23 protein-coding genes are annotated in these 23,858 nt (G+C 60.6%); 6 read left to right on the forward strand and 17 right to left on the reverse strand.

Annotated features, from left to right (window positions below; translation table 11 throughout):
- Window positions 1-43 precede the first annotated feature (43 nt).
- The 3 genes from AB0P14_RS10915 to AB0P14_RS10925 are packed head-to-tail and all read right to left on the reverse strand — an operon-like array spanning window position 44 to window position 3,907.
- Complete coding sequence (locus AB0P14_RS10915; protein ID WP_363841671.1) at window positions 44-964, reverse strand: carbohydrate ABC transporter permease; 921 nt, start codon at window positions 962-964, stop codon at window positions 44-46.
- Window positions 957-1,883, reverse strand: a complete 927-nt coding sequence (locus AB0P14_RS10920) for a sugar ABC transporter permease (protein WP_363841674.1) — start codon at window positions 1,881-1,883, stop codon at window positions 957-959. Before AB0P14_RS10920 ends, AB0P14_RS10915 begins: the two co-directional genes overlap by 8 nt.
- A complete protein-coding gene (locus AB0P14_RS10925; RefSeq protein WP_363841677.1) occupies window positions 1,880-3,907 on the reverse strand; it encodes a beta-galactosidase in 2,028 nt (675 codons plus the stop codon). Before AB0P14_RS10925 ends, AB0P14_RS10920 begins: the two co-directional genes overlap by 4 nt.
- Before the next feature lie 193 nt (window positions 3,908-4,100).
- Between AB0P14_RS10925 and AB0P14_RS10930 the strand changes: the two genes are divergently transcribed.
- The 3 genes from AB0P14_RS10930 to AB0P14_RS10940 all read left to right on the forward strand — a co-directional run bounded on the left by AB0P14_RS10930 (window position 4,101) and on the right by AB0P14_RS10940 (window position 7,231).
- On the forward strand, window positions 4,101-5,123 hold the full coding sequence (locus AB0P14_RS10930) for a LacI family DNA-binding transcriptional regulator (RefSeq protein WP_363841679.1): 1,023 nt from the start codon (window positions 4,101-4,103) through the stop codon (window positions 5,121-5,123).
- Window positions 5,124-5,598: 475 nt separating this feature from the next.
- The gene (locus AB0P14_RS10935; RefSeq protein WP_363841682.1) at window positions 5,599-6,351 is read left to right on the forward strand and encodes a hypothetical protein; all 753 of its coding nucleotides are present in this window, start codon (window positions 5,599-5,601) and stop codon (window positions 6,349-6,351) included.
- 457 nt (window positions 6,352-6,808) lie between these two features.
- Window positions 6,809-7,231, forward strand: coding sequence for a hypothetical protein (locus tag AB0P14_RS10940; RefSeq protein ID WP_363841685.1), 423 nt, complete (start codon window positions 6,809-6,811; stop codon window positions 7,229-7,231).
- Window positions 7,232-7,721: 490 nt separating this feature from the next.
- On the opposite strand, the gene AB0P14_RS10945 is transcribed toward AB0P14_RS10940, so the two are convergent.
- Together AB0P14_RS10945 and AB0P14_RS10950 are read right to left on the reverse strand one after the other, a co-directional pair.
- Entirely contained in the window at window positions 7,722-9,866 is a 2,145-nt protein-coding gene (locus AB0P14_RS10945) for an alpha-galactosidase (protein WP_363841688.1), read from the reverse strand.
- A gap of 288 nt (window positions 9,867-10,154) precedes the next feature.
- A complete protein-coding gene (locus AB0P14_RS10950; RefSeq protein WP_363841691.1) occupies window positions 10,155-10,709 on the reverse strand; it encodes a hypothetical protein in 555 nt (184 codons plus the stop codon).
- Window positions 10,710-10,997: 288 nt separating this feature from the next.
- Here AB0P14_RS10950 and AB0P14_RS10955 point away from each other — a divergent pair, with 288 nt between their 5' ends.
- Window positions 10,998-15,851 (forward strand): DEAD/DEAH box helicase, encoded by a 4,854-nt coding sequence (locus tag AB0P14_RS10955; protein ID WP_363842169.1) that lies wholly within the window; start codon window positions 10,998-11,000, stop codon window positions 15,849-15,851.
- A gap of 26 nt (window positions 15,852-15,877) precedes the next feature.
- Complete coding sequence (locus AB0P14_RS10960) at window positions 15,878-16,699, forward strand: DNA-formamidopyrimidine glycosylase family protein (protein ID WP_363841694.1); 822 nt, start codon at window positions 15,878-15,880, stop codon at window positions 16,697-16,699.
- A gap of 70 nt (window positions 16,700-16,769) precedes the next feature.
- Here AB0P14_RS10960 and AB0P14_RS10965 read toward each other — a convergent pair whose 3' ends face one another.
- Window positions 16,770-17,405 carry a maleylpyruvate isomerase family mycothiol-dependent enzyme gene (locus AB0P14_RS10965; protein WP_363841697.1) on the reverse strand — a complete coding sequence of 212 codons (636 nt, stop codon included), beginning with the start codon at window positions 17,403-17,405 and terminating at the stop codon, window positions 16,770-16,772.
- Between the two features lie 32 nt (window positions 17,406-17,437).
- Complete coding sequence (locus tag AB0P14_RS10970) at window positions 17,438-17,830, reverse strand: hypothetical protein (RefSeq protein WP_363841700.1); 393 nt, start codon at window positions 17,828-17,830, stop codon at window positions 17,438-17,440.
- 106 nt (window positions 17,831-17,936) lie between these two features.
- Between AB0P14_RS10970 and AB0P14_RS10975 the strand changes: the two genes are divergently transcribed.
- Entirely contained in the window at window positions 17,937-18,863 is a 927-nt protein-coding gene (locus AB0P14_RS10975; protein ID WP_363841703.1) for a pseudouridine synthase, read from the forward strand.
- 44 nt (window positions 18,864-18,907) lie between these two features.
- Here the strand turns inward: AB0P14_RS10975 and AB0P14_RS10980 are convergent, their stop codons facing one another.
- The 10 genes from AB0P14_RS10980 to AB0P14_RS11025 form a co-directional block, all read right to left on the reverse strand.
- Entirely contained in the window at window positions 18,908-19,288 is a 381-nt protein-coding gene (locus tag AB0P14_RS10980; protein ID WP_363841706.1) for a hypothetical protein, read from the reverse strand.
- A complete protein-coding gene (locus AB0P14_RS10985; RefSeq protein ID WP_363841709.1) occupies window positions 19,285-19,971 on the reverse strand; it encodes an Asp23/Gls24 family envelope stress response protein in 687 nt (228 codons plus the stop codon). Before AB0P14_RS10985 ends, AB0P14_RS10980 begins: the two co-directional genes overlap by 4 nt.
- Window positions 19,968-20,537: an RNA polymerase sigma factor gene (locus AB0P14_RS10990; RefSeq protein ID WP_363841712.1), complete on the reverse strand. Its 570-nt coding sequence runs from the start codon at window positions 20,535-20,537 to the stop codon at window positions 19,968-19,970. Before AB0P14_RS10990 ends, AB0P14_RS10985 begins: the two co-directional genes overlap by 4 nt.
- Before the next feature lie 128 nt (window positions 20,538-20,665).
- Window positions 20,666-20,923, reverse strand: a complete 258-nt coding sequence (locus tag AB0P14_RS10995; protein WP_363841715.1) for a GlsB/YeaQ/YmgE family stress response membrane protein — start codon at window positions 20,921-20,923, stop codon at window positions 20,666-20,668.
- A gap of 22 nt (window positions 20,924-20,945) precedes the next feature.
- Window positions 20,946-21,638 carry a hypothetical protein gene (locus AB0P14_RS11000; RefSeq protein WP_363841718.1) on the reverse strand — a complete coding sequence of 231 codons (693 nt, stop codon included), beginning with the start codon at window positions 21,636-21,638 and terminating at the stop codon, window positions 20,946-20,948.
- On the reverse strand, window positions 21,635-22,225 hold the full coding sequence (locus AB0P14_RS11005; RefSeq protein WP_363841721.1) for a hypothetical protein: 591 nt from the start codon (window positions 22,223-22,225) through the stop codon (window positions 21,635-21,637). Before AB0P14_RS11005 ends, AB0P14_RS11000 begins: the two co-directional genes overlap by 4 nt.
- Window positions 22,222-22,653 (reverse strand): hypothetical protein, encoded by a 432-nt coding sequence (locus AB0P14_RS11010; RefSeq protein ID WP_363841724.1) that lies wholly within the window; start codon window positions 22,651-22,653, stop codon window positions 22,222-22,224. Before AB0P14_RS11010 ends, AB0P14_RS11005 begins: the two co-directional genes overlap by 4 nt.
- The gene (locus AB0P14_RS11015) at window positions 22,650-22,841 is read right to left on the reverse strand and encodes a DUF2273 domain-containing protein (protein ID WP_363841726.1); all 192 of its coding nucleotides are present in this window, start codon (window positions 22,839-22,841) and stop codon (window positions 22,650-22,652) included. The genes AB0P14_RS11010 and AB0P14_RS11015 overlap by 4 nt, the downstream gene beginning before the upstream one ends.
- Window positions 22,838-23,359 (reverse strand): Asp23/Gls24 family envelope stress response protein, encoded by a 522-nt coding sequence (locus AB0P14_RS11020; protein WP_363841728.1) that lies wholly within the window; start codon window positions 23,357-23,359, stop codon window positions 22,838-22,840. The genes AB0P14_RS11015 and AB0P14_RS11020 overlap by 4 nt, the downstream gene beginning before the upstream one ends.
- Window positions 23,360-23,539: 180 nt before the next feature.
- Entirely contained in the window at window positions 23,540-23,845 is a 306-nt protein-coding gene (locus AB0P14_RS11025) for a hypothetical protein (protein ID WP_062285558.1), read from the reverse strand.
- Between the last annotated feature and the right edge of the window lie 13 nt (window positions 23,846-23,858).

Below are 23,858 nucleotides of genomic sequence, written 5' to 3' on the forward strand. Positions count from 1 at the left end.
TCGAAGTGATTGATAGTGATGGATTGAAAATGTGGGGTGAAAACTATTTGACTGAGCCAGCGCCAAGTCCGCTTCGCCAGAAGCGTTGCAGGAGCAAGAAGGCAATGATCAGCGGAATGATGGACAACAGGGCACCAACGAGCACGTACATACGCAGCTCGGGGATCTGGTTGATCTGAGAGTTCCAGGTGTAGAGACCAAGGGTCACAGGGAAGTTTCCTTCATCACGAAGCATGATCAACGGGAGGAAGAAGTTGTTCCAGATGGCGACGAACTGGAACAGGAAGACTGTGACCAGGGCTGGGAACATGAGCTTCACGGAGACACTGAAGAAGGTGCGTAATTCACTTGCACCATCGAGCCGTGCGGCTTCCATCAGTTCGTCAGGGACACTGGAGCCGGCGTAAATGCGTGTCAGGTAGACGCCGAATGGGCTCACAATGCTGGGCAGGAACACAGCCCAGAAAGTGTTGGTGGCGTTGACTTGGCTGAACATCAAGAACAGTGGCAGTGCCAGCGCGGTGGCTGGAACCAGTACGCCGCCGAGGATGATGTTGAAGACTAGCTCCCGAGCCTTGAACCGGTACTTGGCCAGTGCATAACCGCACATTCCAGCGAGTACCGTCGCAATCAGAGCGCCACCACCGGCGTAGGCGACGCTGTTGCCCAGCCATCGCACAAAGATCCCGTCCCGGTACGTCAGGACATTGCCGATGTTTTCAAAGAGGTTGAATTCGGCAAACCAGAGCGGGTTGGAACTGGTCAGTTCCCCCTTGGATTTCGATGCGGAGACAAACAGCCACCAGATCGGTGTGAGGAAGTAGAAGGCGAAAACCACCATGATGAGCATGGCGCCGAAGCGAGGGAGCAGGTTCTCGCGGGGTCCGCGCGGCCCTGAGGACTGCACAGAGGCCTCATAGGGTGCGTCCTTCAGCTTCGAAGGGCGAGTTGAAGGCTTACTCATTGTCTTTTCCCTTCGGCGCAGTGAACTTGAGGAACGCAAAGGACAGCACGAAGGTAGTTAAGGCAAGAACTACTGACATCGCTGCAGCCAGGTGGATGTTTGGAATGGAGGAAGTGGTCAGGACAGCAAGGTTCGGGGTGAAGGTGCTGTTGACGGCAGAACTGAAGGTACGGAAAACCTGAGGTTCTGCAAGCAGCTGAAGCGTTCCGATGATGGAGAAGATGGCCGTCATGACGATGGCCGGAATCACCAACGGGATCTTGATGGACAAAGCGATGCGCAGCTGTCCTGCGCCGTCGAGCCGTGCGGCCTCATAAATTTCTGTCGGTATGGACAGCAACGCCGAGTAGATGATGAGCATGTTGTAACCCACGAATACCCAGGTCACCACATTCGCCATCGCCCACAACACCAGATCCGCAGACAGGAAGTTAATGTTGCTGGTGACTTGAGTAAATGGAGACAAGTTCGGGGAGTACAAGAATCCCCACATGATGGCGGCGATGACGCCAGGTACTGCGTAGGGGACGAAGAATGCCAGGCGGAAGAACTTCTTTCCTCTGACCAAGGGAGAGTCCAACAGCAGGGCAAAAAGCAACGCCAAGCCCAGCATCACCGGGACCTGCACAACACCGAAAAGAAACACCCGGCCTATGGATTCCCAGAAAGGTCCATTTTGAAATACGGCAATGTACTGGGTGAAGCCACCAAATACTTCCTTGGCCTTCCCGAAGGTTCCTTGCCGTTCCACCTTCAAGAATGATTGGTAGAGAGCGTAAGTGATCGGCGCGAGGTAGAAGAGTACAAAGAGCAAACCGAAGGGTGCTACAAAGAGCACAATCGCTTTGTTGAATTTGTTCTTCGGCTTTCGCGTTTCGAGGACCGCTGGCTCGGCGTTGAGCAGTTTAGTGCGGCTCATGGCAGTATTTCCTCTCGTATTACACGCACAGATCCGGCAGGAACAATGAGTGACTGAGAAACCGTGGTTTCTGTGATGATCTCGTAGCCTGCGGTGGACAGGCTCCGGTCTTGCTGGCCGTGGTTGATGACGAACAGGAAAGAAGCGTTGGCAGCTGAGCGCCGAACCATTTCCAAGCTGGCATCCGCTTCTGCGGCTACCGGCTTCACCCCTGCACTCTCGAGCGCGGTACGGACGACGTTCAGCAATCCGTCCTGATCCAAGGCCGTGCCGATGTACCAGGCGCGCCCCTGCCCAAACTCATGGCAGGTGACTGCCGGACCGCCGGGCATGGGTCCGTCAACATAGCTGGAAACGGCGGTGGCACCTTGCAAGGTGGTCCGCTCAGTCCAGAGCGAGGACGTCCGGCCATCGGAAAGTTCGAGCACCTGATCGGGCAAGAGTGGCGAAAATTCTTCGGTCCGGATCCCCAGCATCTCCCGGAAAGCACCTGGGTAGCCGCCGGTACGCACCCGGTCTTCTTCGTCAACGATTCCGCTGTAGAAGGTGATTACTGCGTGCCCGCCATTGCCGACATAATCATTGATTACACCGGCATGGTCATCGGAAACCATATACAGCGTAGGGACAATGACAAGGTCATAGCCGCTGAGATCTGATCCCGGAGCAACCATGGTCACGGTGGTCCCGAGGGCATGTATCGCGGCGTAAATTGCATGAGCCTGCTCCAAATAGGAAACAGATTCAGACGGGCGAGTCTCTGCATCAACTGCCCACCACGATTCCCAACTGAAAATGAAGGCCACAGTGGACTCAACCCGTGTGCCAACTACCTCAGCCAAACTCGCAACGGTCTTCCCGAGTGCGACGACGTCGCGCCACAGTTCAGAGTCCTCGCCAGCGTGGGGCATGAGTGCGGAGTGGAACTTTTCAGATCCCTGCAGCGAAGCTCGCCACTGGAAGAAGCAGACGCCGTCGGCGCCGCGGGCAACGTGAGCCAAGGAGTTGCGCATCATTTCCCCGGGCGTTTTGGCCGGGTTGTGCGGTTGCCAGTTGACGGAGCCGGTGGAGTGCTCCATGAGAATCCATGGATCGTTCTTGGCGAGGCCCCTTGTGAGGTCTGCTGCAAACGACAGCTCAGTGGTCGGCTCGCCCAGCCTGTGGTCCAAGTAGTGATCGTTGGCAATGATGTCCATGTCCGCAGTCCACGAGAAATAATCCATGTTGCGAATGTGTGCGGTCACCATAAAGTTTGTCGTCACCGGGACGTCGCTGTGCCTGCGAATGATGTCCGCTTCCAGACGGTAGTTTTCCAGCAGTGCATCGCTGCTAAAACGCCGAAAGTCCATGCTTTGGCCCGGGTTGCGGCTGGAGAGGGTAAGCCGCGGCGTGAAGATCTCACTCCAGTCCGACACCCGTTGGCTCCAAAAATCAGTGCCCCACGCGGCGTTGAGGTTTTCAATGCTCTCGTACCGTTCCATCAGCCAGGCACGGAACGCGATGGAGGAGGTTTCGCAGTAGCAATGGGCGTTGTGGCAGCCAATCTCATTTGAAACATGCCACAGTGCGACGGCGGGATGGTTGCCGTAGCGTTGGGCTACTTTTTCCACCAAGAGTGCCGCATGGTGCCGGTAGATGGGTGAACTGGGGCAAAATGCTTGCCTGCCGCCCGGGTACCGCTTGGTGCCATCTTCCACGACGGGAAGTACCTGCGGATAGGTGGTTGTCAGCCATGGCGGAGGAGAAGCGGTGGCCGTCGCTAGGTTGATGCGGATCCCGTGTTCGTGCAGGAGCTCGATGATGGCATCAAGATTGCTGAAGTCGTACTCGCCTTCGCGTGGTTCTAGGTGAGACCAGCCGAAAATGTTGATGGCAACAAAGTTGACTCCGGCCTGCTGCATGGCGGTAGCGTCTTGTGCCCAGACTGCCGGATCCCATTGTTCCGGGTTGTAGTCGCACCCAAAGGCCATGCCGGAATCCAATTCAATGATTGGACGCGGCTGCCCCGCTAGCGAGCTGTTCATGTAAATCCTTACTGAGGTGTTGCCTACTGGTCGTTCAGCGGCAACCTACACCGCTCTGTGCACGTTCACAGACGACCGGACTTCAAAGGACGTCGAGTTTTTCTGTGAACGTACACAGAGTATGGCTGGCGTCACAGCGCTGTCAAGTCCTCGCCATGCGCCCAGCCCTGCTGTAGCCCGGTAAGGTAAAGGAATGGCTCCTCTACCTAGCAGAAAAAAGCGCGCAACCATCCTGGACGTTGCAACAGTTGCAGGCATTTCGCGAGGAACAGTCAGCCGGGTACTCAACGGCGAACGGTACGTTTCTGCCGAGGCCCGGGAAGCCATCGACAAGGCTATCAAGGCCGTGGGTTATGTCCCCAACACGGCAGCCAGAAATCTGGTGCGACAACGCTCACAGGCTGTGGGCCTGCTGATTCACGAGCCACATTCGTTATTTCTTGAGGATCCAAATTTAGGCTCGATCATCCTTGGCGCGAACACTGTTCTCTCGCAAGCCGGATACCAAATGGTGTGCTTGATCATCGATTCCGAACGGGACGAAACCCGCGTGGGCCAGTACCTCAATGGCGGCTCCATCGATGGGGCCATTGTTGTTTCGGCTCGAGAAAATGACCACATCACGGAGATCATTGAAAACCTCGGACTGCCGTCGGCGTTCGTAGGCCCCCCACCCAATCACCGTCCGCTTCCTTTTGTCTCGATCAATAACAGGCAAGCAGCAGCAGAAATTACGGCAAAACTCATGGCATCCGGGAGGACTCAGATCGGCATGATCGCTTCCGCCTTGGACAGGGCATCCGGAGCCGACCGTTTGGAGGGCTTTAAAGATGCCCTGGGCTCAAGCTATCGCCCAGAGCTGGTCGCCAAAGTAGACCGCTTCTCCTTCGATGCTGGAACTGTGGGCATGCGCAAACTTCTTGCAGCATGTCCCACGATCGACGGCGTCTTCGCCGCCTCTGACGCCGTGGCTGCGGGAGCTCTGAGCGTCCTTCAGCAAACAGGGCACCGAGTGCCTGACGATGTGGCCTTGATCGGGTTCGATGACAGTAGCTGGGCGAAGCGCACCACTCCCCCACTGTCCACTGTCCATCAACCCGCTTCAGAGCTGGGATCCTGTGCAGCGGAGCTGGTCTTGGCCCAAATTAAGGGTCGGGAGATTAACCGCGACGGCGTGTATTTGGAAACGTCCATCGTCTGGCGCGAATCAGTCTGATCCGCCCCGCCTACCAGCGGCGTTGCCTGTGCCCCGATCACAGAAATTCTCAATTTCGCAACACTTCCCTGCGGCCGACCGTAGGCGTTCGACATACCGTCCCGGATAAGGAGCACGGGCATTAAGTCGGGCGGGGCCTACGGGAATTTGGAGACCGCTGGAACACACAGAGCGTCAATCCTGCGAACTTTGTTCACCACTGCTCCAGTCAACGACCGGCTTGCGGGGCAATCTCGATAGTGCGCTTCATCTATGCTTAGACTGTACAAAAGTCAGGGTGACAGGATGGAACAATGCCGAGCGAACTAGCAGCAAAAGTCTTCGGCGACAAAGAAAATCCTCGACTGCGGTTGAAGGGCATCTTTGGCGGATCACCAAACCTAGTCGGGCCGCCACCGGTTGCACGCGAATGGGCGAAGAAAGTTCTTGACGAAGCTGGAGTAGATCCAGCAGGCCATAGTGTCCTGGCAATAAGATGCCTTCGTACGGCCCAACCCCGCCTCACGCTAAAAGCAGCGGCGTATCTGGCCAACGACGTGTCGCAGCGATAGCCCGTCCCACTCACTATTTGGCTTCTGGCCGGTCGCTCAGGGCGTCGCGGAAGGATGAGACCATGCGTGTGCTCTTTGACGGCCTGGTGTTCACGTCGTATGCGCAGATGACATTGACGACAGGGATAGTCGAGCCGCCGATCCCCGATGTCGCATTCATCGATCAGGTGAACGGGCTGTGCGGGGCGACGGTCCCCGGGGCGCTGTTCCTCATCACGGGGACGCACACCGGCTGGGTACCCGTGCGAGTCAGTCTATGGGACGACGCGCCCGGCCTCGGCGAGTGGGAGGAAGTGGTCGAGGCGGGCCTTGTCCCTGCGGGCGAGGCCGCGTTCGCTGGCTGGGCGGAGGACCCGGTTGTGCGCTTCGATCTGCCCGCCCCCAGCTACCGGGTTCAGTGGAACGCTCGGGGCATGGACGCCGGCCACGCGCAGTCCAATGCCGATGTCGAGCATCCCGCGCCCGACTCCTACGAGCTGATGCTGTGGCCTGCGCCGCACTCCGCACTCCGCCGACGCGATTCTGCGGCGCACGGCGGCACAGGCCGCGTACTGGCACGACGAGGCATTCACTCGCCGCTAACCGAGGGCCCGTCCCGACTATTCCTGCAACACGGCAGGAATCAGCACCGCTCAGCAAAAGACTCCCCACCTGCCTTCCTCCCTACGGGCAGATGAATAGGGCAGCCTCGCCGGGCTTGGATGAACTATGAGACCTTGCAGAAAGACTGTGTACGCAACATTGGGGATTCTGCTGGTTCTTGTATCAGTTGTAGGCGTTCCGCTGGTGTAACTCGGACCGTGGAGGTCCTGTCCGGAGGCTGACAACAATATGGGCTGCCCAGGAACTCCGGGTGATGTTGGCCTACTTGGTGTTGCTGTTATCGTTCTGGTCGCTGGGATAATGCGTCTGGCCATCTCAGTATCCATGCGGAAGGAGATAGTTCCCTCCGATGCTGCCGGACCTTTTGGGGATGCCATCTAGCTCCGCTGGAAGTTCAGTCCCGGAAATCCAGCGGCGGGCTACCGCGTGCTTTACATTGTTCGGTCAGGGTTCCTTCTGCTAACGATTGAGCTGACTGCATGAGATTCCGCTGAGGGAGAATGATGCTGAGTATCGGGTTAGGCTCGCCGTATGAAGGCTCGAGTCATAGTCATGCTTGCCGGTGGTGCTCTAGCCACCGTGGTAGCTGTTGCCGCCTTGGTAGGACTGCTGCCTGGCATGAACCGGGCGTGTCCAGCAATCGGATACGCATATGTCGGCGATGTGGAGCTGGTCTTTTCCGGGCAGCCGGAGTCAGTAACGGCTTGTTTTGGGGAGGGCTGCACACCTGAACCCGTCGCGCCCCGCGATGGAAAATGGTTGGTGCCCCAGTCGCCACCGTATCTAATCCCACCCGTTGGCGTCACGTCAATCTACGTCGAAGCCGTGGCCTTTTCTGGTGCCCGAACCGCTCGTACCCTGCCAATAGAAACGCAATCAACCGGGGAGCACCCCTTCGGCCTCCAATGCGGTGGACCAGCCAAGTTCAATCCTGTGCATGTGCTCTTTGACTGAGGGCACCAATCTCGCTCGGATCTTCAAACAAGTTGTTTAGCCTCGGGATCTATACGACACATGCCATTGCAGATATCGACGGAGCGTCCCGTCGCAGGTTCCCCCTGCGGGACTGTCCCCCATCTCGTTGTGGATGAAGCCAACTAAAAACGGATGATGCAGACACTAGCGGACGCAACCCTGATGGCAAGGCTGCTTCCTCATGACCACTAACGATCGTTGAATTCTGATGGTGACAATTCGCCGGTACCCAAAGGGGGCCAGTCCTCAAACATCAGAGATTCGACGATTTACGTCAACTAAGTTGAGACAAAAGGGGGAAAATATCCGTCATCTCATTGCCCGAAAACGCTAGATTTCAGGCTTCTCGTGCTTCACCTTGGATGAGGGAAGGGCATCACGAAATTGGGGAGTGTGTCAAGCAGCTTGGAATCCTCCTCTCACGGTAGATCAGTACTCCGGATCCTTCGTACCGTGTCACGCGTCGGCGCTATACGCCGTCGGATTCGATGCTTGTGAACATGATGAGCACGGATTGCTCAGGGAAAAGCACCGGTGCTTGAATGCCCACAGTCTCCAGTACGGATCCAGTGAGCACACACTCGTTCAGGGGCCATTCCAGCGGTGACTGGCCATTGCCCAGTTCCTCGTCAAGTGGGTGCGACAAACTGAGACGATATTTCACATCCGGCACCAGACCCGGCACAGTGATACGACCGGACGGGTAGCTGATGGAGGCTTCTCTTTGGGTCAGAGCAAAAATTGCTCGCCCACCGTCTTGCGCAACGACGCCGCGCAGATCCATAGCAGGGTCCGGGAGATCGGCGTGAACTGAGACGCCCGTGTGGAAAAGTCCACGGTGGGCCTTGTGGAACTGGACCCACTCGGTAAGTTCTGCTGTTTGCTCTGCGTCGATGTCGGCAATGTTCCATTCGATGCCAAAATGGCCGAAGATGGCGGTGCGCGCCATGAATCCTAGGCTGTGTCGGCGACGGGTCGAGTGTGATTCGGGCCCGCCGATGTGGGCTCCCATCAGCTCGTAGGGGACCAATAGGCCGGTGTTGGCCTGGTTGTCGAGCCGTTCGATCGGGTCGATGCAGTCGCTGGTCCAGATCCTGTCGGTGTAATCGAGAATGCCCAGATCTACTCGGGCCCCGCCAGAGGCGCAGCTTTCAACTTCCAGGCTCGGGTGACGGCTTTTCAGTTCACCCAGCAGCCTGTAGAGAGCCAGAGTGGTATTCCTGACAGCGGGGTGGCCGGTGCGCGGGTCGGCGGCTTCCAGCAAGTCACGATTGTGGTCCCATTTGATGTAGCTGATGGGGTATTCGCTCAAAATGGCGTCAAGGCGGCCCAAGAGGTAGTCGAAGCACTCTGGATTGGCCAGGTTGAGTACCTGTTGCTGGCGCGCACTGACCGGCCATCGGCCCTCGGTGTGCAGAATCCAGTCGGGGTGGTTGCGCGCCAGTTCGCTGTCGGGGTTGACCATTTCGGGTTCAAACCAGAGCCCGAATTCCATGCCGAGGTCGTGAACATGGTTGATGATGGGCCCCAGCCCATCGGCCCACACCGCGGGGTCAACAAACCAGTCGCCCAAACCGGCGGTGTCATCGCGGCGGCCAAGGAACCAGCCGTCGTCGAGCACAAATCGCTCCACGCCGATGGCGGCCGCCTTGTTGGCAAGCGTTTTCAACGTCTCGAGGTTATGGTCAAAGTAGACGGCCTCCCAAGTGTTGAGGGTGACGGGTCGGGGCCGGGCGGGATGCTGTGGGCGGGCACGCAAGTCCTCGTGGAACCGGGAGGCAAGTTGGTCCAATCCGCTGCCCCAAGAACCCAGCGACCACGGGGTTGAGTACTTCTCACCCGGAGCAAGCACCACTTCGCCAGGCAGCAGCAGCTCGCCGGCGCTGAGGAAGCGATCGCTGGTGATGGTGCGTTCAGCGCTGAATCGATGGTTGCCGCTCCAAGCCGTGTGGACGCCGTGAACAAGTCCGCTGCGATGCCCCATTCCGTCCGTGCCCGCAAGCATGAGCAGCGTGGCATCAGCGCCGGGGCGCCCGCGTCGGCTTTCTCGAACATGCGCGCCGACCGTCAACGGGCGCTGTTGACTGCTGCGTTCCTTGAGGTGCCGCCCGGTGAAGTCTTGCACCGTGGTGGCGCTAGCCGGTAGCGGGAAGATGGTGTCGAGCCTATGCAGTTCGTACTCGGTACTTCCGGTGTTTGTCAGTGTGTGGCGCTGTCGGAGCACGCCGGCCGCGGTGAGGGATAGTTCGGTGACCATGCTCAGTTCAGCTGCCGAGTCTTCCGCGGTAATGGTGACGCTGGAACTGTCGGCAACAGTCGATACGGTGCTTAGCGCAGCGCCCCATCCGCGTCGAGACCGCTGCCCCTGAAGCGCTGGCGAGCCCTGCCAGCCGAAGGTTTCTTGGGGCAGGAGTGTCAATCGCGCGGGAACATCAATACCCCCGGATACGCGTTGGGGGCGGGCGGCCACGGCCAGGGAGCTGAGCTCGGCCGGGGAAAGAACACCTGTTGCCGGCCCCCAATGGATGATCGTAGGGAGGCCTGCGGTGCTCAAGTCAACAATCACTGAGGTGCCACCGCGATGCAACTGCGTGTAGGAGGAGTCAGAATTCATTCATTAGTTTTATATCGAAAGAAAATACCTGTCAAAAGCATCACCCATAAACCATGCAAACTGAGACAGGCCTAGACAGGGCCGGTGGTTCGAGGACGTCCACAAAGTATTCACCGCAGCCTACACCGCTTGATAGCCCGTTAAACGCCTTGCGCAGCGGCGTAAATTCAGGGACAACCACGTGGCTCCAAACACCGCGCTGGTGATGGCTAAAGCCAGGATCGAGGCCCTCGCTAGGCTATGAATTGCGTGCCGTTGCGGCAGCTCTTCGAATTTCGCATTAGGGCATTAGGGACGGAGCGCCTCATCGCGGTCGAACTCCTCGAAGGTGCCGATGAAGTCCGGCTCGCTGTCGGCCGCTTCCCGGCGCCGTCCGTGGCGCAAGATATGCAACCGGTTAGCGCCGACGGCCAGAATGACTGTGGTCATCAAGTGCAACGCACCGCCCCAAATATCGGCGCGGATCAACATAACCAACAGGCCCGTCAACACCACCCCCGATCCGACTGTCATAAGAAGCCGCAAGCGTTCAAAATATCCGTAGACCACAATAGCCGCACCGAGTACAACCCAGGGCCCAGCCCCATTGAGGAAGGGCAGGAGTGCGGACAGTACAACGCCCACGGCTGTCCCTCCTGCAAGGTATAGGTAGTGGTTACGCGGAGCGATCCACCAGGAGGGGCGCTTCCACAGCCAGACAGCACTTAATGCCCCCACCAAAAGGGTGCCGGCCGTAAAGAAGCCAGCGTCAGCACCGTTACCGCGATCGGCCACCATACTGATGGCCCCAGAGATCAAAAAGAGTAGCGCCAACCCCACTAAGGGAACCCAGTTGTTCCCCACATGCCGTGTGTGCACTGTCCCTTAACCTCCCCAAAATCTTCTCTCGCAGGAGCACAAGCAGACACGTTGCAAAGAACGGACCGGCCTCGGCAATCGTTGCCGCTCCTACCGATAGATTACCGCGCGGCAACGACACTGCTGAACCAGAAAACAATTGGTCAGATATTTTTCACCCAGGAACAGTCCTTCCCATCATTTTCTCATCGCTTCCTCATCACTTTTTCAGCGGCTCGGGCACGCAATGTCAGTGGCATGCGGCATGATGGAGCCGTGGATGCAACAACCCAGATGAGCGCAATGAGCCAGTTCGCGGAACCGACCCGCGAGTGGTTTCTGGGCGCCTTCGGCACGCCCACTCCGGCCCAAGCTGGTGCGTGGGACGCCGTATCCAACGGGGCTCACTCCTTGGTGGTGGCACCCACAGGTTCCGGCAAAACCTTGGCCGCCTTCTTATGGGCCTTGGATGGACTCATTGCTAGAAGCAGTTCCCCGGAATCTACTGCCACAGCACCCAAGCAGGGCACCAGCGTCCTGTACATCTCCCCTTTGAAGGCCTTGGGCGTGGACGTGGAACGGAACCTACGCGCTCCGCTTATTGGCATCACACAAACAGCTGCCCGGCTTGGCTTGGACGCCCCACACGTCAGCGTCGGAGTACGCTCCGGTGACACCCCTGCCAATGAGCGCCGCCGCCTGCTCAGCCATCCGCCGGATATCCTCATCACCACGCCCGAGTCCCTCTATTTGATGCTGACTTCCAAAGCACGCGAAACGCTGAGCCACGTCCACACCATCATCATCGACGAGGTCCACGCCGTCGCCGGCACAAAGCGCGGCGCCCACCTGGCCGTATCCCTTGAGCGCCTCGATGCCCTGCTGGAAACCCCGGCCCAACGCATCGGACTGTCCGCCACTGTGGAGCCACATTCCACCGTGGCCCGCTTCTTGGGCGGGCAGGCCCCTGTCACCATCGTTGCCCCGGCCAGTACCAAAACCTGGAACCTGGGCGTCACAGTCCCGGTCGCGGATATGACGGAATTGCCCGCACTCGCCGCCGCCCACGATCTGGGCCCAGCCTCCGGGCTGCAGCCGAACGCCTCCATTTGGCCTCATGTCGAGGAAAAGATCGTGGATGCCGTCCTGGCCAAAAAGTCCACCATCATCTTCGCCAACTCCCGCCGTCTGGCTGAACGGCTGACCGGGCGCCTCAACGAAATCTACCTTGAGCGGCTGGAACTGGCCGAGCTGGAGGCCTCCGCTGCGTCTTCTCCGACGTCCGACGCCGCACCCTCCTCCCCCGATCCGTGGCGGACCGCACCGTCCCCCACCTCGTCCCCCACCAGGCTGCCGGCGGAAATGATGGCCCAAGCCGGGGCTGTTGCGGGTGCCCCCAACGTCCTGGCCAAGGCGCACCACGGCTCGGTGTCCAAGGAGCAGCGGGCGCTGATTGAGGACGATCTCAAGTCCGGGCGACTGCGCGCTGTGGTGGCTACGTCGAGCTTGGAATTAGGCATCGATATGGGGGCCGTGGACTTGGTGATCCAGGTGGAGTCCCCGCCGTCGGTAGCTAGCGGGCTGCAGCGGGTGGGGCGCGCCGGGCACCAGGTGGGCGAGATTTCCGAGGGCTTACTGTTCCCCAAACACCGTGCTGATTTGCTGCACTCGGCCGTCACGGTAGAGCGGATGCTTGCGGGCGAAATCGAGCCACTGTCCATCCCGGCCAATCCCTTGGACATCCTGGCGCAGCAGACAGTAGCCGCCACGGCGCTGGAAGCCATCGGGGTGGAGGAATGGTTTGAGACGGTTCGTCGCAGCGCACCCTTTGCGGCCCTCCCGCGGTCAGCCTTCGACGCCACCCTGGACCTACTAGCCGGACGCTACCCCTCGGACGAATTTGCCGAGCTGCGCCCACGCATCGTGTGGGACCGCACGGCTGGCACCATCACCGGGCGGCCCGGCGCGCAACGGCTGGCCGTCACTTCCGGCGGAACCATCCCGGACCGCGGCCTCTTTGGTGTCTTCATTGTTGGTTCAGAAGATGCCGGCGCAGGAAAGGCTGCCAAGGGCGGCCGGCGCGTGGGCGAACTCGACGAGGAGATGGTCTACGAGTCACGGGTGGGCGATGTCTTTGCCCTCGGCGCCACAAGCTGGAAGATCGAGGACATCACCTTTGACCGGGTGCTGGTTTCCCCCGCCTTCGGCCAACCGGGGAAGCTGCCGTTCTGGAAGGGTGATTCCCTGGGCCGCCCGGTTGAACTGGGCCGTGCACTGGGTGCCTTCATCCGTGAAGTCAGCGCCGCCCCACGCAAAAAGGCCCTGGCCCGCTGCGAAGCCACGGGCTTGGATGAATGGGCTGCCAACAACCTGCTCGGGTATTTGGAAGAGCAGAAGGCTGCCACCACAGCCGTCCCCGATGACAGAACCCTCATGGTTGAGCGCTTCCACGACGAGCTCGGCGATTGGCGCGTGGTGCTGCACAGTCCCTTCGGCATGCCGGTTCACGCGCCATGGGCATTGGCCGTGGCCGCCCGCCTGCATGAACGCTATGGTCTGGACGGCTCGGCCATGGCCTCCGACGACGGCGTTGTGCTGCGCGTTCCCCTCATGGATGACGAGCCACCCGGCGCCGACTTGTTCATGTTTGACCCCGAAGAACTGGACGGGATCGTCACGGCCGAGGTGGGCGGCTCTGCCCTGTTTGCCAGCCGTTTCCGCGAATGTGCCGCCCGCGCACTGCTGCTCCCCCGGCAGAATCCAGGCAAACGTTCACCCCTATGGCAGCAGCGCCAACGCTCGGCCCAACTGCTCGATGTTGCCCGCAAATACCCGCAGTTCCCGATCGTGCTGGAAACCGTGCGCGAATGCCTGCAAGACGTTTACGATCTCCCCGCGCTGAAGGACATTGCTGCCTCGATCGAGAGGCGCGAGCTGCGGATCGTGGAAACCACCACGAATGAACCGTCGCCTTTCGCCCGGTCTCTGCTGTTCGGCTACGTGGCCAGCTTCCTGTACGAGGGCGATTCCCCGCTCGCCGAACGCCGCGCCGCCGCTCTCTCCCTGGACCCGGCGCTGCTGGATGAGCTGCTGGGCCGGGCTGAGCTGCGCGAACTTCTTGACCCGGCAGTTATCGCCGCCACCGCGGCCCAGCTGCAGCGTCTAGCCGGTGCTGGTGGCGACGCCGATCGCCGCGTGCGTGGCCTGGAAGGCGTGGCGGATCTGCTCCGGTTGTTGGGCCCGTTGAGCGTTGCGGAGGTTGCCGCCCGGCTGCTTCCCGAAGTTCCCCAACCCCAAGAAGCGTCCGACGCCGGGCACTCCCCTGACGCTGCGGCCTCGCCCGATCCTGTGGGCTCATCGAATCCTGCGGCCCCGTCCGAGCAGGCCTCCGCGCCTCATCTGGCGCTGGCCGCCGCTCACCTATCGGGACTGCGCGCTGCGAACCGCGCACTGCGGGTGAACATGGCAGGCCAGGAACGGTACGCCGCCATTGAGGACGCTGCACGGTTGCGCGATGCCCTCGGCATTCCGCTGCCCATGGGTGTTCCGCTGGCGTTCATTGAACCGGTGGCCGATCCGCTCGGCGACCTGTTGGGCCGCTACGCCCGCACCCACGGACCCTTCACCGCCGCGGAAGCGGCTGCGAGGCTGGGACTCGGCGTCGCCGTCGTCCATTCCGGGCTAGCCAGGTTGGCGGCGGACAGACGCGTCACCGAAGGTGAATTTTTGCCTCTGCACGCCGAAAATGGTGCCAGTGAGTGGTGCGACGTTCAGGTCCTGCGGCAGTTGCGCAGTAGATCGCTGGCGGCGTTGCGTGCCGAAGTTGAGCCCGTCGACGCGGCAGCCTTTGCCCGGTTCCTCCCAGCCTGGCAGCATGTCACCTCGGCCGCTAGCTCGCCTGCTCTGCGTGGTTTGGACGGTGTGCTGACGGTGGTGGATCAGCTGGCTGGCGTGCCCATCCCGGCATCGGCGTGGGAACCGCTGGTGCTGGCTGCGCGCGTGGCCGATTACTCCCCCGCCATGCTGGATGAGCTGACGGCCACCGGCGAAGTGCTCGTTTCAGGTGCAGGATCGTTGGGCTCAAATGATGGCTGGCTAAGTCTCCACATTGCGGATTCTGCGGATCTGACACTGCAAACAGCGGAGGGTTTCACGCCCACCGAATTTCACGAACGCATCATGGCAGCGTTGCACACTGGCGGCGCCTACTTCTTCCACCAGCTGCGCGAAATGACCGCCGACGGCCCAGATCTGGTGGCTTCCGACACCGAGATGATCGCCGCGCTGTGGGAGCTGTTCTGGGCTGGGCGCATCAGCAATGACACCTTCGCCCCGGTCCGGGCCCTGCTATCCGGCGGGCATACGGCGCACAAGCAAAAGGCCCCGCCCTCGCGGCTGCGCCCTGCCCGCGCTGGCCGTTATGGGCGCGTGCCGGGACGTGCTGCAGGTGTGCGGCGCGGCGCCCCACCCATGGGCGCCGGGCGCTGGAGTTTGTTGACGATGCCTGCCGCCGAAGCCGACAGCGCTCAAACCACCCTGCGCAGTCACGCCCTCGCCGAGTTGTTTCTGGACCGGTATGGGGTGGTCACGCGCGGTTCCGTCATGAACCACGGACTTCCCGGCGGTTTCGGCCTCATGTACAAGGTGCTGGCCCGGTTGGAGGAGAGCGGAAAGTGCCGCCGCGGCTACTTCATCGAGCATCTGGGCGCGGCGCAGTTTGCCGTGCCGGCCACCGTGGATCGGCTGCGCACCTTCAGCGAGGACGCATCGCTGAACCCGCGTCCACCGTACGCTTTAGCCTTGGCCGCGACCGATCCCGCCAACCCCTACGGCGCAGCTCTGCCCTGGCCTCCGCTGGAATCCGGGCACCGGCCAGGACGCAAGGCGGGCGCCTTGGTGGTGATGGTCGACGGCGCACTGGTCCTCTACGTGGAGCGCGGCGGCCGCACGCTATTGTGCTTCAGCGACGACGAATCCTTGGTCTCGCTCGCTGGCACGGCGCTGGTCAATGTGGTCAAGCGCGGAGCGATCGACAAGATGGCCATTGAAAAAGTCAACGGCGGTGAGGTTTTGGGTACCCCGCTGGCTGCAGCAATGCTCGCCTCGGGGGCGTACAGCTCGCCACGAGGAGTGCGGATCCGTGCCTGAGACTGGCCGGACACCGGGAGACAGCCGTGCCTGAGGGAGATACCGTTTGGCGGCAGGCGCGTGACTTGCGGGCAGTCCTTGAAGGACAAACCCTGATCGCCACTGATTTTCGAGTACCCGCGTACGCCACACTGGATTTGTCGGGCTCAGTGGTTTCCAGGGTCCAGTCACGGGGGAAACATTTGCTCATGTTTGTTGGCGGGTTAGCCATCCACTCGCACCTGTCCATGGAGGGCCATTGGGATATTTACCCAGCAACCAGCAACGGCCGTCCGGCAAAGTGGCGGCGGCCCGCCTTCACCGCCCGGGCGGTGCTGCAAACCAAGCTGGGAACAGCTGTGGGCTTTTCGCTGGGCACGCTGGAAGTCCTGCCTGAAGCGCTGGTGGCAGACGCCGTCGGACATCTTGGACCGGATCTGCTGGGTCCAGATTGGGATGCGGAGGAAGCACTGCGCCGTTTACTGGCGGCCCCGGATCGTGCTGTTGGCTTGGCACTGTTGGATCAGCAGAATCTGGCCGGGATCGGCAATATTTATCGCAACGAGTTGTGCTTCCTCGGTGGCGTTCACCCGGCGGCGCCCGTGCGGGATACACCGGATCTGCCCCGAGTTATTGCCATGGCAAAGCGCCTCTTGGAGGCTAACAAGGACCGCTCCGCCCGTTCCACGACTGGTGGACCGGCTCGTGGCGAAGCGGCATCGTGGGTCTATGGGCTGGCGGGGAAACCGTGCAAACGGTGCGGGACCCTGATTCGGCATGACAAGTTAGCAGATCCGACATTCCCGTCCCGCGGATCCCGGGATATCTATTGGTGTCCGCGCTGCCAGCCGTTGCCGCTGCAAGCTTGAATTAGGGGCGTGAGCTACGGGAGCTTGAGTTAGGGGCGTGAGCTACGGGAGCTTGAGTTAGGGGCGCGAGCTACAGGCGTGAGCGTAGGATCTCAACGCCTGGACCCTTGAGCTTGTCCAAGTGCGCACTCCGTCCGGCCAAGACCATCACCAGAGACAGCGTTGGCCCCTCAAGAAGAGGACCTGTTCCGGCAGTATAAGGGCCATCGTCAGCTTTGAGCTGGAGACCGGCAGCATTGCGGTGGCTGGGAACGGCGAAGTCGCGGAGGGCATAAAACTCAGCGACCGGCATCAGGGCAGCCATGGGCGGGGTATGGCTCAGCCCCAAAGGATGGCGAATATCTTCGGCATGCACCAGAACTTCGCCCAGATAGGCCGGGGTGTGGGATGACGGCGCAACACTGCTATTGATGACCGCACGGAACCTCTCGAGAGTTTCGCCCGAAGTGGCACCAAGATGTTCAGCTAACCGGCGTTGGTTGTGCACGGCCGGGCGGAAACGCGCGCCGATCATGCTGCGCATCCACCGCCACTGTCCAACGCTCGCTGCCGCCGTCAGATGCGCCAGCACATGCTCAATATCCCACTGCCCGCACAGCGATTCGTGCTTCCATTGGGCCGGTGTCAGAGCCGCCAAATCCTCCGCGAGCGCGGCTCGTTCAGCATGGGCGAAGGCCCAGAGCCCGCTGTCCTGAATCTTTGCCATGTGTAGCTCATTCCATAGATTGTGCGGTGTGGCTAGCTGGCAGACACCGACACGATAATGACTTGGGTCCTCTTGCTGCCGTCATAGCGCAGATCATAGCTGACAGCGAAGCCGGGCCTAAAACCAGGTGACAGCACGTACTCATGTTTCTCTTCCGGATGGGCTTTGACGCTTTCAATCCAGTTCTCGGCGTCGGCCTGGTCAATGCCCAGATTCGCCACACCGCCGCGAACCAGCTGGAACTTTTCTCCTTGCGGGGCAACCAAGCCGGGCCCATAGGCCGAATCCGGCAGGCCGACGTCGGACTTCACAATGGCATCTGTGCGGAAATCGAGACGGATCGATTTGCCCGTATTAATCTTGGCAACGCCGCTCTCATCCAACATGAGAAATTCAGTGTTCAGGGCGGGAGACAAGTGAGGCAAGGGAGGTCCTTTGGACGCTGTTCATCCACCCTATGCGATCCGACGATGCGATCGGCAAAGTGTGTGGTCAGGCTAGGGGACGAACCCTCGGTACCCTTGAAAGGTGATGAAATCTCCCCTTCCCGTCCGCAATGGCGTCAATGCAACACGCGTGCGAGTCCCCGATGAAGGCCCCTGGGCAACGGCCATGGATTTTGTGTTGGACAAGTTCAGCCATGTGGATCCGGCAGGAATCGTTGACCGCTTTGAACGTGGCGAGGTTCAGGCGCTGGGCGGGGAAATTGTCACACCCACCACACCCCTGAACGAACACATGTTCATTTGGTATTACCGCGAGCTGCCCATTGAAAAGCGCCTGCCCGTAGAACTGTCCATCCTGCACCAGGACGAGAATCTGGTAGTGGTGGACAAGCCACATTTCCTGCCCACCACGCCCGGCGGCATGTACGTGCAGGAATCAGCGCTGGTCCGTCTGCGAGTGCTGTTGGACGCCCCGGATTTAGTGCCGATTCACCGTTTGGACCGCATGACCGCTGGTGTGCTGCTGTTTTCCGCCAACCCGGAAACCCGCGGCAAGTATCAACTGCTCTTTGAAAAACGACGCATCGAAAAGACCTACCGCGCCGTGGCCCCGGTGCGTGAGGACCTAGAGTTTCCCATGGTGGTGCGTAGCCGCATGATCAAATCGCGCACGTATCTGCTGGCGCAAGAAATTGAGGGCGAGCCCAATGCTGAAACCCGCATCGAGCTCATGGATACCCGCGTTGATGCCACCACCGGCCAGAAGCTGGGCCTCTACGATCTGGCACCGCACACCGGTAAAACCCACCAGTTGCGGGTGCACTTGGCGTCGCAAGGCATCGGCATCATGAATGATCCGTTCTATCCCGTGCTGCACGAACAAGCTCCGGACGATTACACCAAACCGCTGCAGCTGCTGGCCCACAGCATTTCCTTCACCGACCCGCTGACCCGCGAACCGGTGAAGTACTTCTCAGAACTGGAACTGTCCGAGTTCCCCGACCACAAATAGCTGCCTTTCGCACTGAAACTGGGCTGGCTTGGGCGGCGATCCACTCAAACACCGATCGCGGAGATCTCCACCACGGCCTTCACCTGAACATCCGGGTGCAGAGCAGTGACAAAGGTACGGATGGCGCCGGCCACCGACCGGGCCATGTCGGGGGCCCGTAGTGCGCCATCGGTGCCGATCCGGATCTTGACGGTCATGACGGACCGGCAACTGCTGCCGCCGGTGCTGCCGGCATCGCCGGTGTCTGTCTCAGAAGACGCTGCTTCCGAGCACACCACAAAGGGAACCGGCTGCGCGGCGCTGTCTGGATCCATCAATGACCCCAGCTGCTTGAGCGCGCTCAGCCACACCGGATCAGCGGCATAGACCGTGGCCACGCCGTCCATGGACAGCACCATCTGGTGGATATCCTCTTCTAGGCTCATTGCGGCCCCTCCCCAATCCCTGATTCGCCAGACCTAGATTCAGCAGACCTAGTTTCGGCAGGCCCTGTTTCGCCAGGCCCAGTTTCGCCGGAACCGTTGCTGGGACTGTTTGCCATCGGCGGGCGCATATCCGTGAAGGCCACATGGATGGCCTTCACATTGAGCTCCGTCTCCACCAACAACTCGGCAAAGACAGCGTCGCGCAACGTCTGTGCGAGTGACGGCAGCGGGTACCCGTAGCGCGCGGAAACGTTGATCTTCACATCTATTGGGGCTCCAGCCACGCTGACGTCACCCTCAAGTTGGCAGCGCCCAATGAGGACCCCGCCCAGCGAGTCACCCACAGTACGGATCAGCGCAATGACGGCACCTTCGGTCTCACTCAACTCATCCAGCTCACCGCCATCCACACCGTCGCCACTGAGCGGAATCGAGCGCCCTGCCCGTGTTTCCAGACGGAGGTTCGCCATGATGCCGTCAAGCCAGCCGGTGTCGTCGGCAGCTGCGGAAGCAACGTCGTCGTCCATCATCAAAAGCGCGGCGGCACTCAGGCCGCGCAGTCCAGCAAGGTACGCCTGGCACTGCGGGCAATGGTCAATGTGCTCGGCATCAGGTGAGGTGCCGCTATCCAAATAGTCGCTGAGGGCTTCGATGCGCCGACCGCAATCATGCGTGGGGTTCATCGCCATTCCTCCATTTCCTTCATAAGCGTTGTTCGCGCCCTGGCCAACCGGCCGCGAACGCTGGCGGCGCTAATTCCTAGCGTCTGGGCGATCTCCTCATAGGATTGACCGCCTATTTCCTTCAAAACCCAGCATCTTCGCTGTTCCTCGGGCAGCCTAGACAGCGCGGTATTCAAGGCCCGACGCGCGGACCCGGCCACCGCTGCCTGCTCCGGCGTAGGCAAGCGGTCTGGCGCTTCAGGCTGGTCCTCGAGGTTATCGTGGGACTTTCGACGCCGGCCGGTGTCCACCGCGCGACGGGACACAATCCGCATAAGCCACGCCTTCGCGGCCGTGCCGTCCTGCAGATGAGCAATGTCTTTCCATGCCGCAATGAGCGCATCTTGCACAACGTCGTCGGCCTCGGCATGGGAGTTAACCAGACGCCGGGCATAGGCGCGCATGAGCGGGGCGTGCCTGCGCGCCAGCATTTCAAAGGCGGCAACATCCCCGTCGCCGGCCCGTTCGGCCAAAACGGCGTCCGGGGCATCGGCTAGTTTGTGGGGCAGATCCTGCAGTAGTTTCACCGGCGTGTGCCTTTCGGGGTTCGCGGGGCCAGTAGGAGCAGCGGGGCAAGAACACTCACGGACGAGCCTATATGCGCCGACGGCCGGCAGCGCGAGTGCGTCTGCCGACCGTCGGCCGTCCATGCAACTTACTTGCGGCCCTTGATGGCGCCGTAGGCTGCTGCAACTACCAGACCGCCACCGATCGACAACAGCCAGGTCCGGATGTTGAAGAACGATCCCAGGTCAGCGCTGAAGATAATGGAACCCAGCCACCCACCGACGATCGCACCAACCACACCCAAGATAATGCTGGTGATCCAGCCGCCCTGGACCTTGCCCGGCATGATTGCCTTGACGATGGCGCCGACGATCAAACCCAAAATGATGAAGCTAATGAAACCCATAATGTTCTCCTTGTGCGAATGCTTATGCCACGCGTTCGGTGCGGGCAAATAGTGTGCGGGTGCCGGCCTTAATACGGACCAGCACAGGTGGGCGGAAACCGAGAAGTTGATCCAGACCCTCTACCAAATGGTCGACGGCGGCCATCACCTCAACGGGTGAGGCACCTTTCCGGGTTTGGATACTGATCTTCAACCCGGAGTTGCTACCGCCGCTTGTGTTGTTCCAAGCCTTATTAGTCCAAGACTTGTTATTCCAGGACTTGTTGTTCCAGGACTGCACCGACGTCGCCAAGACCTGCGTGTTATCTGCCAGCGCAGCCTTGATGGCTTGCGCTGCGACGGCGGTGTCCACGGTGGTCTTGCCGGTGGTGTCGCTTCCTGCTCCGGCTCTTTCTGTATCGCTGTTGCTGTCCTGTTGAGCCAACTGGTTGCTGCGGCCCGTGCCTTGTGAAGCGATCCAGCACACCAGCAATACTGCGACGATGACGAGTGTGGCAAGCACTGCCACGCTCCACCAGCTGATGTCCGCGCCAGGGATCTTGGCGGCAGCCAAGCTGCCCTGGACACTGGCCCAAAGTTCGGTGCCGGTAGCTGTCCAGCGTTGGGCGAATGCCGGGCTGGTTCCCGCCAAGATGGAGATGGCTCCTGCCGCGGCAAGGGCCAGTCCGAGCACCCCCAACAATGCGCGGTTCAAACCGCGATGGGTACCGTTCATGAACCCACCACCGTACTGGTGGTCACGCCGACAGCCAGCGGCTTGCCCAGCCCGTAAGCGTTCAGTTCACGCGCCACGGTTTCCCTGATGTGTTCAGTGTCCACTGCCCGGCCTGAGCTGGGGTGAACGCTCACGTCAATGCGTTTGCGGCTGACACTTGTGGCCACTTGTTCAGGAGCCAGGTGAGCCGCGGTACGGGCCGTCCGGGAGAGCGCCGCCGCAAGAACGGCATTGTCAACCACTACGGCCGAACGCTTGTTAGCGATGACGTGCCGAGCCTTAGTTCCCGGCAGCACCGCCATAGCCAGCAGGAAAATCCCTAGCAATACGGCCGCCACCCCCACGGCAACAAGTGCACCGGGGATAAGCTGCGTCGCCAGCGAAGCAAGGCCTTGAGCCAACTCTGCAGGGCTCCCCAGCACTGGTGCGTTCTGCGTTGCCGAAAGCACCAGTTCCAGAGCCAGCCAGAGCGTCACCACCAGCAGAGCCGCAGCTACCACGATGGACACCGCCGCCCGGCTGGAACGGGTTTCACGCCTGTTCAGCCTGTTGATGATCCGCGCCTCACGCGCTTGTTCATCTCTCATTGGACCCTCCCTGCGTTCCTTGGATCTGGCTCATGAATACCGGTGAAGCGGACATCTACCCGGCCCACCGTTGAGCCAGCCAGCGCCTCAATGCCTTGAGCAACACGTTGCCGGCCCGAGGCAGCCCGCTCAAACACGGTGCCGCCATTCATGCCAGTGCCAACGTTCAGCTCACTGCGGCCATTTAGCTCAGCGGCTAGGCGCAGAGCCAAAGGCACGGCGAGTGAGACGCTAACTTGCCCCGATTCGTCGTGCACTCCGGCCCGCACGTCCTTGAGTGGAACGTTGAAGGCGTCAGCTGCAATAGCTGCTACCAACTTGTCCATGGTGCCGGTGGAAATGCTGGTGTACCCGGCACGCATTCGTGGGCGGCTGTGCACAGTGGATTGCTGCGCCAACCTCTCAATCTCCAGCGTGCCGGCACTCATGAGGACGTGCGCTTCCCGCGAAGGGCGTCAATGGCGCCTCGTAGGTCCAGGTTGCCGTCAATGCTGCGCCCGATCACTGCGCCTACGGCCATGAACAGAGCCACCAGCAGCATGGCCCAAAATCCAAAGGCCAAAGCCGAGATCGCGAGGGTTGCAGCTATTGCTGTTCCTGCCAAGGTGGCACTCATGAGACGCGAGCTTCGCGCTGGTTCACCTGATCGTCTGCAACGACGTCGGTGCGCTTGTTCGCAGCAGGCTTCTCATCGTCTTCGGACGGGATGTGAATGTCGGTGATGGAGACGTTAACCTCTGTCACTTCCATCCCAACCACATCTTCGACTGCTGCGTAGATGGCGTCGCGCACGGCGTCTGCCACCTTCTGCAGCGGGTGCGGGTACTCCACCACGAGTGTGACATCCACTGCCACCTGGGTCAGACCGACCTCGACGCTGACACCCTGAGTCAGATCCTTCTGACCCACGGCTTCGCGGATGCTACCCAAGGCGCGTGCTGCGCCACCACCGAGTGCGAATACGCCCGGGATGTCCTGGGCAGCGATGCCGGCAACCTTGGCCACCACACCGTCTGCAACCGTGGTGGTGCCTCGGCTAGTGACCGTCTGCTTGCCTGAAGCGCTGTTGTTGGCGTTGTTGGCTGAAGCATTGTTTCCTGATGCGTTGTTCTTGATCTGAGGCTGAGTAGTCAAAATAATCACTCCCGAAGTTCTTCGTGTCAGTTTTTCTTCAAGCTCGGTGCCGTTTGGCGCCTACACAAGTAAGGCGTACTGAAAGGTAACATCGTCACGGTCAACCCACTGTGAACTGCGTCACACTCCAGTTTGGGTGCGGAAAGACGGGGTTTTCGGTGCCACATTGAACTAAAAAACTTAGACGGTGAGCCACTTACCGGCCGAACGGCGGTAGGTGCGCAACGCACCCGTGGTGGCCACTTCGTTGACTCCCTGAGCCAAGGAGATGGCAGCGTGACGGGCAAACTGGTTCTCGGCGTCGTACTCGCTGGCCTCCACCATGAAGCGGACGGTGATGCGCGGGATGCCAGCCACAATGTCCAGCTGATTGGCTTCAACCACGTGCGCCGAACCCACGGCAGCAACCGCCATGTCCATGACTTCTTCGGGGGCGTGGCCGGGGCGCAGGCCGGTGATTTGAATGGTGGCGCGGAAGGAAGGCATGTCTCCAGCCTAT

The sequence above is a fragment of the Specibacter sp. NPDC078709 genome (assembly GCF_040686795.1).
Taxonomy (GTDB): domain Bacteria; phylum Actinomycetota; class Actinomycetes; order Actinomycetales; family Micrococcaceae; genus Specibacter.